Here is a 17,444-nt window from a genome sequence, read left to right on the forward strand (position 1 = left end):
TTTTTTAAACTGTTTAACGTTATTTTAATTATGGTAATATTATGCTAAGGGGGATTTACCTATGGATTTATTGGAAATGAAAGCTGCAAATCAACTCGAAAAGACGGGTGTTATAAAAAAACTATCAGTACCTGGAATTGTCAATCATAATTTTGAAGTGTGTTCGATACCGCTAAAATATTTATATTATAATGATCAAAATGGACGTATTAATACTACATACAAACAATTTCAGGCAGAAAATGGATTATTGATTCCTGAACCTGGAGATTCTCAGTATAATAAAATATTTGAGAAATTTATTTATCAATCTAACATTCAAGCATTAAAGGATACATTACAATCCATAAAAGAAAAAGGGCAGCAAGAGCCTGGAGTTGTCTTACCAGATGGAAGAGTTATTGATGGAAATAGAAGATTTACAGCTCTTAGAATGTATCAAACGGAGACAAATCTTCCACAAGAATTTGATGCGATAATACTGCCTCTAGATTTGAGTACTAAAACTGACGAAAAGAAAATCAAAGAATTAGAATTGGATCTTCAATTAGGTAGAGAAGAACGGGTTAATTATGATCCAATCGATCGAATTTTCGATGTATATAATACTATTGAAGTTGAAAAACTGATGACTGTTGAAGAATATAGAAAGGCATCTGGTGCTGGTAACACAAAGGGAATAAATCGAGACATAAGGCTTGCAAACCTTGTTATCAGGTTTATAAGATTAATATCTCCAGGTGGTAATCCAATCGATAAATTTTACTTGGCCAGAGATTTGAAACTTGATGGTCCTTTGGAAGAAATAGAGAGTACAATTAATAATCTAAAGAGTGATGAAAAGGAAGCAATCACCGACGCTGTATTGGTACACTTAGCTGTTTTAAAGACTAAACAAGATAGTAAAGATGCAACAAGGGATATGCGTGATCTGAAGAAATATATCCTAAAAAATCCTGAATCGCTAGATCACTATGTTCAAGCTGTTGATGATAAGATGGATTCAATTATCGATAAATTTGAAGAACATCCAGTTACTACGGCTAATGACTTACAAACAGTGCTACATAAAGACGATGAAATTCATGAGGAGGTTGAGAAACTAAAACAATCTACAAATAGGCTAATATATAAAGGCAAAAATGATTCGGAAAGAAAGAAAGCATTAACTAAATTAGAGGATATTCGAGATAATTTAGAAGATATCTCTGTTGATGATTTTAAAGAAATGACCATCGACGAGAACCTGGATTCCAAGGAGGTTATGTCTGATATTACAGATATTTTATTTAAGTTAAAGAAAGAGTTGAATATGAAATGACTTTCTCCGCTAAACTAAAAAGCAATCTAAAATCTCAATACACTGAAAATATAGTAGAGGATTTTTATAAGCCAGTTTTGAGTGAAGCCACACTTTATCGACGTGTTTCTGGATACTTCACGAGTGCTGGTATGGATTTATATATTGATGGTCTGGAACAACTTGCAAAGAACCATGGGCAAGCACAATTTATTATCTCTAAGGACATAACAGAAGAAGATTTTGAAAAAATAAAAAAAGGTTACTCATTATTGACTGAGTTAGAGCCTTTAAAGATATCTGAACAGAATGAGATACTTAATCCAGAAACACAAAAACAATTAGGTAACTTAGCTTTTATGATTGCTGTGGGGTTGGCTAAGGTTAAAGTGGCTCTTACTACTGAGGGTATATTCCATGATAAATTTGGTATCATTTCTTCTGGTACCGAAAGTGTCTATTTTAATGGCTCAATGAACGAAACCGTGAGTGGTATTAGTCGTAACTATGAAAGTATCAATGTAGACTTTTCTTGGGATAGTTCCTCAAACATTCAGTCTAGAAATCAAGAGACTTCTGAGAGATTTGAACGATTGTGGAATAATACAGAAGATAGAGTTGAAGTTCTTGAAGCATCTGATTTGACCTACGAACAGATTGCAAAGTATAAGGACCAAGCAACGATTCCAGAATTTGAAATTACTTCGGACACCAGAAAGATAGAAATACCTGAAAATACAATTTCGTTTCAATTGTATGGTAATACAATTGTACGTATTGACAATACAGTGAACCAGATAACAAGTACAGATAGAAAACTGAGAAAGGGAAGTGATTTAACTCCCTTTTTTGCTGATGACAACAAAACCATTAAAAGTAACACGACCTATAAAGATATCGAACGTATTATTCGAGTGACACAACAGAGAGCGCAGAGACTTGATATAAACGTAATTGTATCTTCTGCTGTCGAACAGTTTATATCCAGAAATAAATATTCAATTGAGCAATATAAGATACTTGGCGAAGTATATAAAGGCAAATTCGAAAAATTTCCGCAAACTAAACAGAGTACTTTTGAGCAATTCAAACGAGTAGTTCAGTCAGAAGTTACTAGGCCATTAAACCCACTACATTTACGTGCTGCGTACTATGAGTATGAGATGGCTAGAGCAGCAAATTTTTCCGTTCCTGGTTCAGGGAAAACTGCAATGGTACTTGGAGTTTTTGCGTACCTCAATAGAATAGGTGCACCTGAAAGTGAAAAATTAGAAAGAATTTTAGTTGTATCGCCAATTAATGCCTTTGAAAGTTGGAAACATGAGTTTCATGAAGTATTTGGGAATAAGAAAGAGCTAAGAGAGATTGATTCTCAGAATAGCCCAGATTTTAAATATCAACTAAAAACCAGATGGGGAATCAGCAATTTGATTTTGTTGAATTATGAATCATTACCACGTTACGCTGATTTGCTGAAAAAATTAATTAATGATAAAACAATGTTGGTATTTGACGAAGTTCACAGAATTAAAAATCCCACAGGAGTACGTGCAGAAAAGGCGCTTGAAATTGCTAATTTACCAAAATTTAGATACGTATTAACAGGAACACCTATTCCAAACACGTATAAAGATATTTATAACTTTCTACACATACTTTATGCGAATGAATATAAATCTTTTTTTGGGTGGGATACAGATGAGCTAATCAACCCAAATGTAAGAAAGATTGAAGAGATAAACGAATCGCTGCATCCATTTTTCTGGAGAACTAACAAAAAGGATTTGATGGTTCCTGAAGCAGACCCCGATATCACTGAAATTGTGAAACCATCTGAAAGCCAGAGAGATCTCGCTGAATCTATTTTTCAGACTGAGAAATCCAGTCTGGCAATCTTGATTCGCTTAATTCAAGCTTCAACCAATCCATCATTGGTCACTCAGAAGATTAATTATGGTGAATTCATGAAATATGATAACGGTGATGATGCTAATGATATGGATCAGATGAGTAGTGTATCTGAGAAAGAATTTTCAAAGCTTTTGGGAGACAATACTGTCAATGCTTATAGTAAATTTGATTTAGCTAGCATGATGTCACCTAAATTTGCTGCTGGTATTGATTTAGTTGTTAAACTTGTTTCTGAAGGAAAAAAAGTTTTGGTTTGGGGAATTTTTGTTGATACCATTAAAAAAATTGCCAGTTCACTCAGAGATAAAGGAATTAGTGTGAACCTTGTTCACGGTGAAACGGATAAAAACCAAAGAGTTGAATTGATAAATGAGTTTCGTGATGGTAATATTCAGGTTCTGGTATCAAATCCACAAACCTTGGCCGAATCAATTTCGCTACATCAGTCTGTTCACGATGCTGTATATTTCGAATATGATTTCAATCTTACTTTTATGCTCCAGTCTAGAGATCGTATTCACAGATTAGGCTTAAAAGATAATCAATATACACGATATTACTACTTACAAACCGCCGGTGAAGATGCTTTTAGCGACCGTCCGGGCTATATCGACGAGAAAATTTATGCAAGATTGAAAGAAAAAGAAAATATAATGTATTCGGCAATTGATGATAATACTTTATCTAAAGAATATCCTGATAATGAAATAGACGAAGCTATTAAAATTATTGACGAAGAGAGAAAGAGAATAAGTAAATAGATATGTCTGAAACCAAAATAAAAGTCGCAGAAATGTTCGCTGGTGTTGGTGGCTTTCATTTGGGACTTCGCAGGGCAAGCGATGCGTTTGAAGTTGTTTGGGCTGATCAATATGAACCTGGGCGATTAAATCAATTTGCATATGAAATTTATAAACACAAATTTCCAAAAACATTTGTGACAAACGAAAATATTTCCGAGGTTGAGAAAGCTAAAATTCCAGACATGAATTTACTTGTCGGAGGTTTTCCTTGCCAGGACTATTCGGTTGCATCCACAAAAGCCGAAGGCCTTTATGGAAAAAAAGGTGTGCTTTGGTGGGATATAAAAGAAGTAATAGAAGAAAAATGGCCTCAATTTATTTTTTTGGAGAATGTTGATAGATTATTAGCTTCTCCAGGTGTAAAAAGCTCTCAACCTGGTCGAGATTTCGGCATGATTCTAAAAACACTTGCCGGATTGGGTTATGGGGCAACTTGGAAAATGATTAACGCTGCAGATTATGGTCATCCCCAGAGAAGAAGAAGAACCTTCATATTTGCATTTAGAGAAGATACAGAATTTATGAAGACTGTTCATAGGGTAAACAAAGATAGTATTCTTGAAGTCGAGGAATTCTTAATGACGATGGCACCATTAACGAGTACATTAAGGAATAAAAGTGTTCAGAATATCGAATTCGTTGATTTGAATCAGTACAAGTCTTTACCTGAATTTTCTCAGAAGTTTCTGGTCAAAAGGGGTTTCAAAAAAACAGGCTTTATGACTGATGGTGAGGTTGTAATGGCTGATTACGAGCCGAAATTGAAGAAGGCATTGCCTCTTAAAAAAATAATCGAGCCGAACAATGAAGATATTAGTCTATATCTAACTCCTGAAAAAAAGGCTAAATTTACAGAACTAAAAGCTGGATTTAGAACAACCAAGATTTCAAAAACTGGATTTGAATATAGATACGGAATGGGGGCTATCCCATATCCTGATTCACTTGATAAGCCAGCTAGAACTATGGTCACATCTGAGCATACTGTATCGAGAATGAGTCATGTTATAATGGATCCAGGAAATGGTAAACTACGTTTGATTTCACCTGTAGAAGCTGAAAAGATAAATACATTTCCAAAAAACTGGACCAAACTTGAAGGTGTTACAACACCTAATCGATATTTCGCAATGGGCAATGCGCTTGTTGTAAATCTGGTAAAAGAAATAGGGTTAGAAATTGAAAAATTAGCTAATCTAGAAGACTTTAATAAGTCATTCTACAGTAAAAGAAAAGTTGAGAGAGTCGATCACTAATAATAGTTAACCACATGATTTTTACCCGCTAAAAACATTTCAAATTTAACATACCAATAAGAAAAGTAGAGTCAATGTATGAACACCATAACCACCAACAACCTAACCCATTCCCAACAAATCCAAATCAATGAACTTGTCACTGCTGCCCAACAACACGACGGTACCAAACGCTTGCCTTTTGTCAGCAATATGTACAACTATTTCCCTGAGATGCAGAATGATATTTTAGCATATGAAGGGGATGCGCTGGTTGGAGTTGCCGCAATCTACGCTGATGTTCGGCCAGATGATGCGGGGACAGAAGTGTTCTTGATTGTGCATCCAGAATATAGACGACAAGGAGTAGCAACTGAGCTACGTAAGCAAGTTGAAGCTACTCTGAAACAGTTTGGCTATAGCAAATACTCGTTTGTCACTGAACGTCGCTTTCTAGATGCAAATCCTGAATTCATAAAGAATACGAACCTTGAGATTAATCCTGCTACTGAATTTCAGCTTAGCATGAATCCACCCACAACGCCTTTGCCGACGGACGATGAGCTCGAACTTTCAGTGATGACCAAAGATTTGATTCCTGCGATGGTTAAGCTGAGTCGCCGCGCTTTTGGTGGTGAAGAGGAGACCGAGAAGCCTGGTCCGCAGCATTACATTAATACGATGGCCAAGCCTGAAATGCTGATTTATGTGCTGAAGAAGAATGGCGTGCTGCTGGGTTCGACAAGCGTCGACATGTCGGATGGCTATTACCTGTTCTCGCTCGAGATTGATCCTGACTACCAGAATAATGGTTACGGTACCGAACTCGTGAAACTGGCTGTCAATGAGCTGACTAAGCGTGAACCACGCATTCTGACACTTGGTGTTGATGCCGATAATCCGCGCGCATTGCACGTTTATCAAAAAGCAGGTTTTTCGATTGAGACTGAGATTGTGTATTTGAATGCTAAGATTTAAAAACAAACTTCCAAACTTTATGTAAAGTTGGAAGCTTTTTTAAATTCTTAAACAGAATCGCCTATATTTCGCGTAGTTTATTGTATGGCGTTTCGTGGCCACCTCCAACAAGATTTCTAGAATTAAAGGGGGTATTGCCATGAGAAGAATGGAAAGTGTAAACGGATTAGTTGGATTTATTCAACTTTTTGAAATTAGTGAAGATACTAGTTGATGGCTTAAAATCAATTGATTGGTTGATTAACCAAATCAAAAAAAGCCTTAATCCAAAAGATTAAGACTTAAGTAGTTTTCCACGAAATCGCCTAAGGCAGAAGGTCCAATCCACCTTCTGTCTTTTTTCGTACTCAAAGTATAACACTATGCTAGAGCTCGCTGTCAACTCTGTTTTACGTTATCTCCAATACCAAATCAAAAAAGCCTTAATCCAAAAGATTAAGACTTAAACAACTTTTCACGAAATTGTTAACGGTAACAAAATTTTCCCTAAAGTAGCATAAATTGACAGTAAAACCTGATACAGAGCGGTTTTTCATGATTTTTTAGCTGTTTGAAATTAACCAACAAATATGATATTATAATTTTGCAACCGTTTGCATTTGGCGAATGATTTAATTTTGAAAGAAAGGAGAGTACTTATTCCTCTACAGTTGATTGCTAGGTTCAAGGTCATCAACTGTAGATATATTTTTTCAAGAAAATGCGAACGTTTTCTTATTATTTTTTAGGAGGTTTATATGGCTGATCAAAGTCAAAGTAAGAGAATACTATCCAAACTGGTAAAAAAAGTAGTTAGTGTTACCCTGGTTTTATCCATGTTTGCTGGAATTGAACAGGCATTCACAATCACTTCAGTAAATGGTGAAACAATCGTTGCCAGCTCCAACCAGCAGGTTTCAATGAAAGATGGGACTGTTTTGCATGCTTGGTGTTGGTCGTTTAATTCTATCAAAGAAAATATGGCGGCCATTAAAGAAGCAGGCTATACAAGTGTTCAAACATCCCCAATTAATGCTGTAGTTGTTGGAAATGGTGGAGATAAGAAATTTACAGAGCAATGGTATTATCATTATCAACCAACCGCCTATACGATTGGTAACTATCAGCTTGGGACTGAAGCTGAATTTATCGAGATGAATCGTGTCGCAGAGCAGTATGGTATAAAAATTATAGTTGATGCAGTACTGAATCATACTACTTCTGATTATAATGCGATCTCTTCAGAAGTTAAATCCATTCCAAAATGGACTCATGGAAATACTTTAATTGAAAACTGGGGGAGTCGTTGGGATGTAACTCAAAACTCTCTGCTTCAGCTCTGGGAATGGAATACACAAAATCCAGAAGTACAACAGTATTTGTTGAAATTCTTAAAAAATGCAGTTGCTGATGGAGCGGATGGATTTCGTTATGATGCTGCAAAACATATCGAATTACCAGGAGAATATCCTAGCGAATTTGGTAGTAATTTCTGGAATGTTATATTAAATAATGGTTCTGAGTTCCAATATGGTGAAGTGTTACAAGACAATATTTCACGTGATGCAGATTATGCGAACTTGATGAGCATTACTGCATCCCAATATGGGCACTCTATCCGAGACATGCTCCGCAATCGAAATGCCAATGCTGGAAATCTTGGCAACTACCAAGCAGGAGTAGATCCATCTAAACTCGTACTTTGGGTCGAATCTCACGATACATATGCAAACGGAAAGACGGATAGTGAATCTGAATCAGCTTGGATGAGCGATGAAGATTTGAAACTTGGCTGGGCAATGATTACTGCACGCGCCAAAGGTACACCTCTATTCTTCTCACGTCCAGTTGGTGGCGGTAATGGTGTACGTTTCCCTGAACAAACTAAACTCGGTGATGCGGGTAGCAATCTTTATAAAGACCCTACGATTGTAGCAGTAAACAAATTCCATAATGCCATGGTTGGTCAATCAGAATATATTCGGAACCCGAATGGTGATACAAACGTTGCCATGATTGAACGAGGCACTCAAGGCGCAGTAATTGCAAACCTTTCCGACAGTGAGAAAAGCTTAAATACTGAGACAAAATTGGCGAATGGAACCTATAAAGACCAAATTTCTGGTAAAACCTACACTGTTTCGAACGGACGATTAAGTGGTTCCATTGCGAGACGATCAGTATTAGTATTAACAAAAGGTGATGATAATCTAGCATCCTTGTCAGTTCAAGGATATCAAGAAGGCAGCCATACTTTCTTGACAGATACATTAAATCTTACATTACAAACTTCTAATACTAGTGAGGCTACCTATTCTGTCAATAATGGCGCTCCAATTAAATTTGAAAATGGAAAAGTCATTACAATCGGAAGTCAAGTGCAATTTGGTGAAACAGTAACGGTTACATTATCTGCTAAAAACGCTAAAGGTGAGACAGTTCAATCCGTTTATCGCTTTACAAAAGAAGATCCGAATGCCAATACAACCATTCGCTTTGAAAATCCAGATAAATGGACAGATGTCTTTGTATATATGTATAATGCCAAAGGTGATAAATTGTTGGGCGCATGGCCAGGAACTAAGATGGAAAAAGATGGTACAGGTCTTTTAGCCATCACTCTTCCAATATCATACGAGACTGATGGCGTAAAAGTACTCTTTTCTAACAACAAAGGAGCACAGTATCCACAATCCCTTGGTTTTGAATTTAAATCAGGCGGAACATATTCTAAAGATGGTTTAGTTGCCGAAAAACCTGAAAGCGAGTTCAAAGAAGAAAATGAAGAGCTTCCAATTCCATTTGAAACAGAGTATGTAGACAATCCTGAACTTAAAAAAGGACAGAAAGTAACTCGCGTTGAAGGTCAAGACGGAGTGAAGACAATAACTTACCGTTCAGAGTACATTGGTGATCAACTTGTTTCTAAGACAAAAATCAGTGAAACAGTTAGCAAAGAGCCAGTAACACAAGTAGTTGAAGTCGGTACAAAAGTCCCAGACATCGAGCAACAAATTGCCAACCGTGTTTACTTCAACAATTCACAAGGTTGGTCTAAGGTCTACACCTATGTTTATGATAATAAAGGTGTACCACTCGTTGGCAATTGGCCAGGTAAAGAAATGAGTCAAGATGAGTACGGATATTATATTGAGCTTGGTGAAGAATTTGCAGGTGGTAAAGTAATTTTCAATAATCCTGATACAAAAGTTCAATTTCCAGCTCAAAATAAACCTGGCTATGATTTGGAACTTGGACAAGTCTATGAAATAGACGGTAGCCATAGAGCAGTTTTACCAGAACCAGTTGCCGAAGGCTTTACCCGTATTACCTTTGAAAATCCTGGTGGATGGAGTGCTGCAAATGTCTATGCCTATTATGGTAATTTAATTCAACTGCCTTTGGGAGCTTGGCCTGGTCAAGCTATGTTGAAAGATAGCAAAGGTCACTTCTATATCGATTTACAAGAAGAATATGCAAATTCTAATGTAAAATTATTATTTAATAAACCAAATTCTACTATTCAATTCCCGGTTTCAGTTGGTTTTGATTTTAAAGTAGATGGCCATTATACCAAAGATGGTCTAAAATAAGTGTGTTTCCTTCCTAAAAAATAAGGTCCCCTGTCGATAGGGGATCTTATTTTGGCTCTTTGTCAACTGTAGTGGGTAGATGAAAAGCTAACATCTAGAGAGGACGAACTTCGTCCTCTCTTTCTTTATGTTCAATGCAATCAAAATCCGTTTTTTAAAGTTTTCAAAGTTCCTGAAACCAAAGGCATTTCTCTTAATGACTTTGATGAGATTATTGGTAGCTTCCAGTTTGGCGTTTGAATAAGGCAATTCCATGGCGTTTAAAACCTTGTCCTTATCCTTTAGAAATGTCTTAAATACCGTCTGGAAAATAGGATTAACAGTGGCTATTTCCTGTTCGATGAGACTGAAGAAATGATCTGAGTTTTTCTCTTGGAAATGGAACAAGAGAAATTGATAGAGTTCATAGTGCTGTCTGAGTTCATCAGAGTAGGATAGGAGTTTTTCTAGGATTTCCTTGTTAGTCAAATGCATTCGAAACATAGGTCGATAAAATCGTTTATCGCTGAGTTTACGGCTATCTTGTTGTATCAATTTCCAGTAACGTTTCAAGGATCGGTATTCCTGGGATTTTCTGTCGAATTGATTCATAATTTGAATACGGACACGGTTCATAGCACGACTAAGGTGTTGCACGATATGAAAGCGATCGAGTACAATTTTTGCATTTGGAAAAAGCTGTTTAGCAAGTTGATAATAGGGACTAAACATATCCATGGTAATCACTTTGACCCGATTTCTAACCTTTCTAGGATAGCGTAGAAAGTGGTTTCGGATGGTTGCTTGAGTTCTTCCGTCGAGAATGGCGATGACATTTAGGGAGTCGAAATCTTGAGCGATGAAGCTCATTTTCCCCTTCTTGAAGGCATACTCGTCCCAACTCATCACCTCAGGTAGGGTATTCCAATCCGTTTCAAACTTGAACTCATTGAGCTTTCTCATAACTGACGATGTTGAAATTGATAGCCTGTGTGCAATATGTTTCATTGCTTGATTTTCGATGAGTAATTGTGCGATTTTCTGGTTAACAGCGACAGAGATTTGGTGGTTCTTCTTGACAAGAGGAGTTTCAGCGACCGCCATTTTTCCGCAATCTTTACACTTGAACCGACGCTTTCGAAGACGGATAAGTAAAGGGTAGCCAGCAGTTTCTAGGTAGGGGATTTTAGAAGTTTTCTGGTAGTCGTACTTAGCCATTTGTCCCTTGCATTTTGGGCATTTAGGGGCTGTGTAGTCCAAGTGACCGTGGAGTTCTAAGTGAGTCCCCATATCATATTCATCAGTGATAGTGATATTTTTGTCTTTAATTCTGAGAAAATTTGTGATAAGATTTAGTTGTTCCATATGAGTCTTTCTAAAATGATAGTTTGAGCACTTTTCATTATAGGTCATATGGGACTTTTTGTATATACTCAAAAAGGCTCCATAATTTCCATGGTGGATTTACCCACTACAGAAATTATAGAGCCCGAAATTGCCTAAGGCAGAAGGTCTCATCCTCCTTCTGTCTTTTTTCGTACTCAAAGTATAACACTATGCTAGAGCTCGCTGTCAACTCTTTTCATTATATCGTTTTCTCCTATAATACAGTCGGCTGTGGTAAAGTGAAGTCGTGCTACAATTACAATGTATTATCCAGATATTAAGACTCTTTAATAATCGATTTTCAGCGCGAAATTTTCAAAACTATTAGCGCTATTTATGTTAGAATATTTAAAGCATATTAGGAGGTATTTCATGAGCGATATTAAATACAAACGAGTAATTCTGAAGGTTAGTGGTGAAGCATTAGCCGGCAAGGACGGTTTCGGTATTAATCCCGAAGTCATCAAGGACCTTGCTGAAGAAATCAAGACTGTCCACTCAATGGGCGTCCAAATTGCCATCGTCTGTGGTGGTGGTAACATCTGGCGCGGTGAGACAGGTGCTAAGATGGGTATGGACCGTGCCCAAGCTGACTACATGGGTATGTTGGCCACTGTTATGAACGGACTTGCACTCCAAGACGGTTTGGAACACGCTGGTGTCCCAACTCGCGTGCAAACTTCAATCGAGATGCGCCAGGTCGCTGAACCTTACATCCGTCGTCGTGCCGTTCGTCACCTTGAAAAGGGCCGCGTCGTGATCTTCAGTGGTGGTACAGGTAACCCTTACTTCTCAACTGACACAACTGCTGCACTCCGTGCCGCTGAAATCGAAGCCGACGTGATTTTGATGGCTAAAAACAACGTTGACGGTGTCTACTCAGCCGACCCTAAGGTTGATCCAGATGCAGTTAAGTTTGAAGAATTGACTCAACTTGATATTATTAATAAGGACCTCCGCGTCATGGACAGAACTGCAAGTTCACTTTCTATGGACACAGAGATTCCACTAATCGTGTTTAATATGAACGAGCCAGGCAACATCAAGAAGGTTGTCCTGGGCGAGAACATCGGAACCACAATCAGAGGAGACAAATAAATGGCTAATACCAGTTTAGACACAGCAAGAAGCAACATGAAGAAGAGTATTGCTGTCTTCGAACGCGATTTGGGCGGCATTCGTGCCGGCCGTGCTAACGCAAGTTTGCTTGATCGGGTGAACGTAGAATATTACGGCGCACCAACCCCATTAAATCAGATTGCTTCAATCACTATTCCAGAACCTCGCGTGCTGTTAGTGAACCCCTACGACAAAACCGCTTTAGGCGACATTGAAAAAGGGATCCTTGCGAGTGATCTAGGAATTACACCGGCAAACGATGGTGATGTGATTCGAATTGTTATTCCCCAATTGACCAGTGAACGTCGCCAAGAAATCGCAAAGGAAGTTGGCAAATTGGCTGAACAAGCTAAGGTAGCTGTCAGAAACGTGCGACGTGACTTCATGGATGACTTGAAGAAGTCTCAAAAGAACGGTGACATCTCTGAGGATGAAATGCATGACTCAGAGAACGAACTACAAAACATTACGAACAACGCAACCAAGGAAATCGACAAGTTGGCTGCCGAGAAGAGTAAGGAAATTACAGAAGGATAATCCAGGTACGTAATGACAAACTCGGATGACAAGCATTTAAATCATTTAGCGATTATCATGGATGGCAACGGACGTTGGGCGAAGAAACGCTTCTTACCACGTGTTGCTGGCCATAAGCAGGGGATGGAGAACGTCAAAACCATCACAAAGGCTGCTAATCGCTTAGGCATCAAAGTTCTGACACTATACGCATTCTCGACCGAGAATTGGTCGCGTCCGACCGAAGAGGTCAACTATTTGATGCGTTTACCAATAGATTTCTTCGATAAGTTCATGCCTGATCTCATGGCCGAAAACGTCCGTGTGAATGTCATGGGCTTTTTGGGTGAATTACCTGAGAAGACACGCCAGGTGACTGAACGTGCCATGGAGACCACGAAGAACAATACGGGTTTGATTCTGAACTTCGCACTCAACTACGGTTCACGGCGTGAAATTGTCGCTGCAACGAAGCAACTAGCTGAACAGGTTGAGGCCGGCACTCTAAAAGCAACCGACATCGACGAGCAGAAGGTAGCAGAGCAGATGATGACCGCAAATCTCGGTGACTTCGCCGATCCTGACCTCCTAATTAGGACCAGTGGTGAGCAGCGCATCTCGAATTTCCTGCTCTGGCAACTTGCATACACTGAGATGATTTTTACCGACAAGTTTTGGCCTGACTTCACCACGGATGATCTGAATGACATGGTGGATGACTTCATGGGTCGCGATCGCCGTTTTGGTGGCGTCAAAGATAAGTAGTACAATTCGACTAATTATTATTCAAACAAAATAACTAAAAGTGGGTTAGATAGATGAGACAACGTGTAATTACGGCTGTAGTGGCCTTGATATTCTTTATTCCAGTACTCTGGTTCGGCGGAATTGCCATCGATATTGTGGCGGCCGCACTTGCTGTGGTTGGTATTTCAGAGATCTTCATCATGAGAAAACGAATTATCGTTTCCTTTGAATTTATCCTGTCTACACTTGCTGCACTGACACTTGCCGTACCAAACGCGTTCTTCAACTTCTTACCAGATGCATTGAGCCGAACTGATGTCTTCTTCATCTTCGTGATGTTGATGCTCGTTCACATTGTTGTCTCAAAGAATAAGTTCAACTATGACGATGCTGGTATTCTAACGTTGTCTGCTTTGTATATTGGTACTGGTTTCCACTTCTTGGCAGCAATCAGAAACGCCGATAACGGCCTGGCATTACTCGGCTACCTCCTAGTAATCGTCTGGACAACGGATATTGGTGCTTATATGATTGGACGAAAATTTGGCAAGCACAAGCTTTGGCCTGTAATTAGTCCCAATAAGACTTGGGAGGGTAGCCTCGGCGGCTCTGTTGCTGCCGTGATTTTAGCGGCTATCTATGTTTCATTTGTCAACACGGGCTACAACTCGCTCTTGCTAATCATTTTTGCCGTGATTCTTTCTATTGTTGGTCAACTTGGTGACTTGGTGGAATCGGCGTATAAGAGACATTATGGCGTGAAGGATTCTGGTAAAATATTGCCAGGTCACGGTGGGATTCTTGACCGTTTCGACAGTCTCTTGTTCGTTTTACCAGTAGCAGCATTTTTGCTGTTGCTGTAGAATGTAGAACACAATAACCAGAAAAGTAGGTATGTCTATGAGTGGTATTCTCATTTTTATCGTTGTCTTTGGAATCCTCGTCTTCGTTCACGAATTCGGTCATTTTATCGTGTCCAAGAAATCCGGGGTACTCGTGCGCGAGTTCTCGATTGGCATGGGGCCAAAGCTGTTTCAGAAAATGTATCATCAGACGACTTACACCATTCGTTGGCTGCCTCTCGGTGGTTACGTCCGGCTGGCGGGTCCTGACGATGCTGCAGAGATTGATCCCGGCAAAACCGTCGTGCTTGCCAAAAATGAACACGATTTGGTCAATCGAATCGACGCCTCAGAGTCGGATTTACCAATCGAGGGCATTCCGGTCCAGGTCAAGAATGCTGATTTGGTTGATACGCTCACGATTGAGGGGTACGAGAATGGCGCAGAGGACAACCTCCAGACCTACAACGTGGATCATGACGCCACAATTATTGACCAGACTGGCTCGGAACTAATCATTGCACCACGTGATACCCAGTTTCAAGAAGCAAATATCTGGCAAAAAATAGCAACGAACATTGCCGGTCCGTTGATGAATATCTTATTGGGATTTGTCGTGTTCATGATTTGGTCTCTGTCGACGACAGGGCCGCTAACGACAAGTATTAAATCAACGGTCCCAAATTCACCTGCCGCGCAGGTAGGCATGAAGGCGGGTGACCAGATTACAACAATTAATGGTTCAAAAATTACAAGTTGGGATCAGATTCCCGCCGAAATCGACCGAGCGGGTAGGAAAGACGTTCGAATTACAGTCAAGCGTGGAACCGAAACAAAGAGTTTTGCGGTGAAGCCAAAGATTGTGGAGACCGCCGGCCAAAAGGTCGCACAGGTAGGCATTTACCCAGCAAGCAACAACGCCATTGGTGCCAAAGTCAACCGGGGATTTAGCATGGCCGTGGACACGACCACGATGATTTTCCGTGCACTCGGCAACCTGGTCGCTAGCTTCAGTCTGAATAAGCTCTCTGGACCGGTGGGTATCTACTCTCAGACGGCACAGATGTCTAAGCTTGGATTTACGTATGTATTGGCGTTTCTAGCTTCAATTTCCATTAACCTGGGTATCGTCAATTTATTACCGATTCCCGGATTAGACGGTGGTAAGTTGCTGCTGAACATCGTTGAATTGTTCCGGCGTAAGCCGATTCCGGTGGAAAAAGAGGGAATTGTGAACCTGATTGGCTTTGGCCTACTCCTGCTCTTGATCATTGCTGTCACTGGTAATGATATCTACCGCTACTTTATCAAATAGTGCGTTTAATCCAGCTAAATTATAAATATAAAAATACGAGGTTATTATGCGTCAATCGAAATTTTTCATGCCAACATTAAAAGAGGTGCCTGCAGATGCCGAGGCAGTCAGCCACCAGCTGATGCTCCGAGGTGGATATGTTCGCCAGGTAACAGCCGGAGTCTATTCATATTTGCCATTAGCAAATCTGGTTCTCACTAAGATATCTAATATTGTTCGTGAAGAAATGGCGAAGATTGATGCACCAGAAATGTTAATGCCGATTTTTCTACCTGCATCACTTTGGCAAGAATCTGGACGGTATGAGAGTTACGGTCCTAACCTTTTCAAGTTAGTGGACCGACACGAACGGCCATCAATTCTTGGACCTACTCATGAGGAGACCTTTACCGAGATTGTGGCGGAGGAACTACGTAGCTATAAGAAAATGCCGCTGACTCTCTACCAAATACAGACCAAATTTCGGGATGAGAACAGACCACGCTTTGGTTTACTAAGGGGGCGCGAGTTCATCATGCTTGATGCCTATAGTTTTGCAGCCAACGAAGAACAATTGGACGTACAGTATCAAGAGGTAGGTCAGGCGTTTCAAAATGTCTTTGATCGAGTGGGCCTAAAAACGATGGCCATCATTGCCGATGCGGGTGCCATGGGTGGCTCCGATTCAACCGAATACCAAGCACCTGCGGCTGTTGGTGAGGATACGATTGCCTATACCGCCGGTGGTTACGCAGCCAACATCGAGATGGCGAAGAGTATTGATTCACTTGAGGTGACAACAGAGGAACCAAAGGAGATTGAGAAGGTCCATACACCGGGTATCAAGACAATTACCGCCTTAGCCGAGTTTATGGCGGTGCCAAATACCAAAATTGTTAAGAGTGTGCTTTATCGTGCGGACGACAAGCTGGTACTGGTCCTCATCCGTGGTGATAAGCAAATTAATGAGGTGAAATTAACCAATATCATTGACGCAAATGAGTTACACGTGGCGACGGATGCTGAGGTCGTAGAACTAACGGGAATCATGCCCGGTGGTATCGGTCCAGTAAACGCCACGTTTGCTGATATGGTAATCGCCGATGAGACGATTGAACATTTGACTAATTTCGTCGTCGGTGCGAATGAAACCGACTATCAGTTGGCTAATGTTAATTTGGGACGTGACTTTTTCGTCGACCAGTTTTATGACGTTAAATTGGCTGAGGAGGGCGAGCTGGATCCAATTGGACATGAGCCATTAAAGTTTACCCGAGGAATAGAAATTGGTCATATTTTCAAACTGGGTACTCGTTATACCAAAGACTTTCATGCTAATTTCCTAGACGAAAACGGAAAGGAACAGCCTGTCATCATGGGTTCGTACGGAATTGGTATTTCCCGGTTGCTCTCTGCCATTATTGAGCAGAACTACACTGAGCGTGGTATAGCTTGGCCAAAAACCGTGGCACCGTTTGAGGTTCATTTAATCCAGATGAAGATGAATGATGCCGATCAGACGAAGGTCGCCAATGACTTGTATCAGTCATTATCAGACAAGTACGACGTGTTGTATGATGAGCGAAATGAGCGAGCAGGGGTGAAGTTTGCCGATGCTGATTTAGTCGGCGCACCTGTTCGGGTGATCATTGGGAAGAAAGCCTCTGAGGGAATTATCGAAGTTAAGCATCCCGGTGAGCAAGATTCGACTGAGGTCAAATTGACGGAATTAGAAAATTATATTAATAGTGAAATAGGGTAA

The 17,444-nt window shown here is 39.9% G+C and carries 12 protein-coding genes; 11 read left to right on the forward strand and 1 reads right to left on the reverse strand.

What is annotated here, in order from left to right:
• The first annotated feature begins 61 nt into the window (after window positions 1-61).
• The 5 genes from FC62_RS00480 to FC62_RS00500 all read left to right on the forward strand — a co-directional run bounded on the left by FC62_RS00480 (window position 62) and on the right by FC62_RS00500 (window position 9,799).
• A complete protein-coding gene (locus tag FC62_RS00480) occupies window positions 62-1,321 on the forward strand; it encodes a ParB/RepB/Spo0J family partition protein (protein ID WP_056946270.1) in 1,260 nt (419 codons plus the stop codon).
• Window positions 1,318-3,972: an SNF2-related protein gene (locus FC62_RS00485; protein WP_056946267.1), complete on the forward strand. Its 2,655-nt coding sequence runs from the start codon at window positions 1,318-1,320 to the stop codon at window positions 3,970-3,972. Before FC62_RS00480 ends, FC62_RS00485 begins: the two co-directional genes overlap by 4 nt.
• A 2-nt stretch (window positions 3,973-3,974) precedes the next feature.
• Window positions 3,975-5,270: a DNA (cytosine-5-)-methyltransferase gene (gene dcm / locus FC62_RS00490; protein ID WP_056946265.1), complete on the forward strand. Its 1,296-nt coding sequence runs from the start codon at window positions 3,975-3,977 to the stop codon at window positions 5,268-5,270.
• Between the two features lie 78 nt (window positions 5,271-5,348).
• The gene (locus FC62_RS00495) at window positions 5,349-6,227 is read left to right on the forward strand and encodes a GNAT family N-acetyltransferase (protein ID WP_054744951.1); all 879 of its coding nucleotides are present in this window, start codon (window positions 5,349-5,351) and stop codon (window positions 6,225-6,227) included.
• Between the two features lie 737 nt (window positions 6,228-6,964).
• Window positions 6,965-9,799: a starch-binding protein gene (locus FC62_RS00500; RefSeq protein WP_056946263.1), complete on the forward strand. Its 2,835-nt coding sequence runs from the start codon at window positions 6,965-6,967 to the stop codon at window positions 9,797-9,799.
• Window positions 9,800-9,886: 87 nt separating this feature from the next.
• On the opposite strand, the gene FC62_RS00505 is transcribed toward FC62_RS00500, so the two are convergent.
• Complete coding sequence (locus FC62_RS00505) at window positions 9,887-11,143, reverse strand: ISL3 family transposase (RefSeq protein WP_174795622.1); 1,257 nt, start codon at window positions 11,141-11,143, stop codon at window positions 9,887-9,889.
• A gap of 393 nt (window positions 11,144-11,536) precedes the next feature.
• Here FC62_RS00505 and pyrH point away from each other — a divergent pair, with 393 nt between their 5' ends.
• Genes pyrH through FC62_RS00535 form a run of 6 tightly spaced genes read left to right on the forward strand, consistent with a single transcriptional unit; the run spans window position 11,537 to window position 17,444 of the window.
• A complete protein-coding gene (pyrH, locus tag FC62_RS00510) occupies window positions 11,537-12,262 on the forward strand; it encodes a UMP kinase (RefSeq protein ID WP_054744953.1) in 726 nt (241 codons plus the stop codon).
• Window positions 12,263-12,820: a ribosome recycling factor gene (frr, locus tag FC62_RS00515; protein ID WP_054744955.1), complete on the forward strand. Its 558-nt coding sequence runs from the start codon at window positions 12,263-12,265 to the stop codon at window positions 12,818-12,820. It abuts the gene before it with no gap.
• A 12-nt stretch (window positions 12,821-12,832) separates the two neighbouring features.
• On the forward strand, window positions 12,833-13,564 hold the full coding sequence (locus FC62_RS00520; RefSeq protein ID WP_054744957.1) for an isoprenyl transferase: 732 nt from the start codon (window positions 12,833-12,835) through the stop codon (window positions 13,562-13,564).
• Window positions 13,565-13,617: 53 nt separating this feature from the next.
• Complete coding sequence (locus tag FC62_RS00525; protein WP_054744959.1) at window positions 13,618-14,409, forward strand: phosphatidate cytidylyltransferase; 792 nt, start codon at window positions 13,618-13,620, stop codon at window positions 14,407-14,409.
• Between the two features lie 37 nt (window positions 14,410-14,446).
• On the forward strand, window positions 14,447-15,703 hold the full coding sequence (gene rseP, locus FC62_RS00530) for an RIP metalloprotease RseP (protein WP_056946259.1): 1,257 nt from the start codon (window positions 14,447-14,449) through the stop codon (window positions 15,701-15,703).
• 46 nt (window positions 15,704-15,749) lie between these two features.
• Entirely contained in the window at window positions 15,750-17,444 is a 1,695-nt protein-coding gene (locus tag FC62_RS00535; RefSeq protein ID WP_056946257.1) for a proline--tRNA ligase, read from the forward strand.

The sequence above is a fragment of the Amylolactobacillus amylotrophicus DSM 20534 genome, assembly GCF_001434555.1.
In the GTDB taxonomy this organism is placed as follows: domain Bacteria; phylum Bacillota; class Bacilli; order Lactobacillales; family Lactobacillaceae; genus Amylolactobacillus; species Amylolactobacillus amylophilus.

Coding starts and splice junctions, on each gene's coding strand:
- FC62_RS00480 (WP_056946270.1), top strand. CDS start 62: ATGGATTTATTGGAAATGAAAGCTGCAAATCAACTCGAAAAGACGGGT.
- FC62_RS00485 (WP_056946267.1), top strand. CDS start 1,318: ATGACTTTCTCCGCTAAACTAAAAAGCAATCTAAAATCTCAATACACT.
- dcm (WP_056946265.1), top strand. CDS start 3,975: ATGTCTGAAACCAAAATAAAAGTCGCAGAAATGTTCGCTGGTGTTGGT.
- FC62_RS00495 (WP_054744951.1), top strand. CDS start 5,349: ATGAACACCATAACCACCAACAACCTAACCCATTCCCAACAAATCCAA.
- FC62_RS00500 (WP_056946263.1), top strand. CDS start 6,965: ATGGCTGATCAAAGTCAAAGTAAGAGAATACTATCCAAACTGGTAAAA.
- FC62_RS00505 (WP_174795622.1), bottom strand. CDS start 11,143: ATGGAACAACTAAATCTTATCACAAATTTTCTCAGAATTAAAGACAAA.
- pyrH (WP_054744953.1), top strand. CDS start 11,537: ATGAGCGATATTAAATACAAACGAGTAATTCTGAAGGTTAGTGGTGAA.
- frr (WP_054744955.1), top strand. CDS start 12,263: ATGGCTAATACCAGTTTAGACACAGCAAGAAGCAACATGAAGAAGAGT.
- FC62_RS00520 (WP_054744957.1), top strand. CDS start 12,833: ATGACAAACTCGGATGACAAGCATTTAAATCATTTAGCGATTATCATG.
- FC62_RS00525 (WP_054744959.1), top strand. CDS start 13,618: ATGAGACAACGTGTAATTACGGCTGTAGTGGCCTTGATATTCTTTATT.
- rseP (WP_056946259.1), top strand. CDS start 14,447: ATGAGTGGTATTCTCATTTTTATCGTTGTCTTTGGAATCCTCGTCTTC.
- FC62_RS00535 (WP_056946257.1), top strand. CDS start 15,750: ATGCGTCAATCGAAATTTTTCATGCCAACATTAAAAGAGGTGCCTGCA.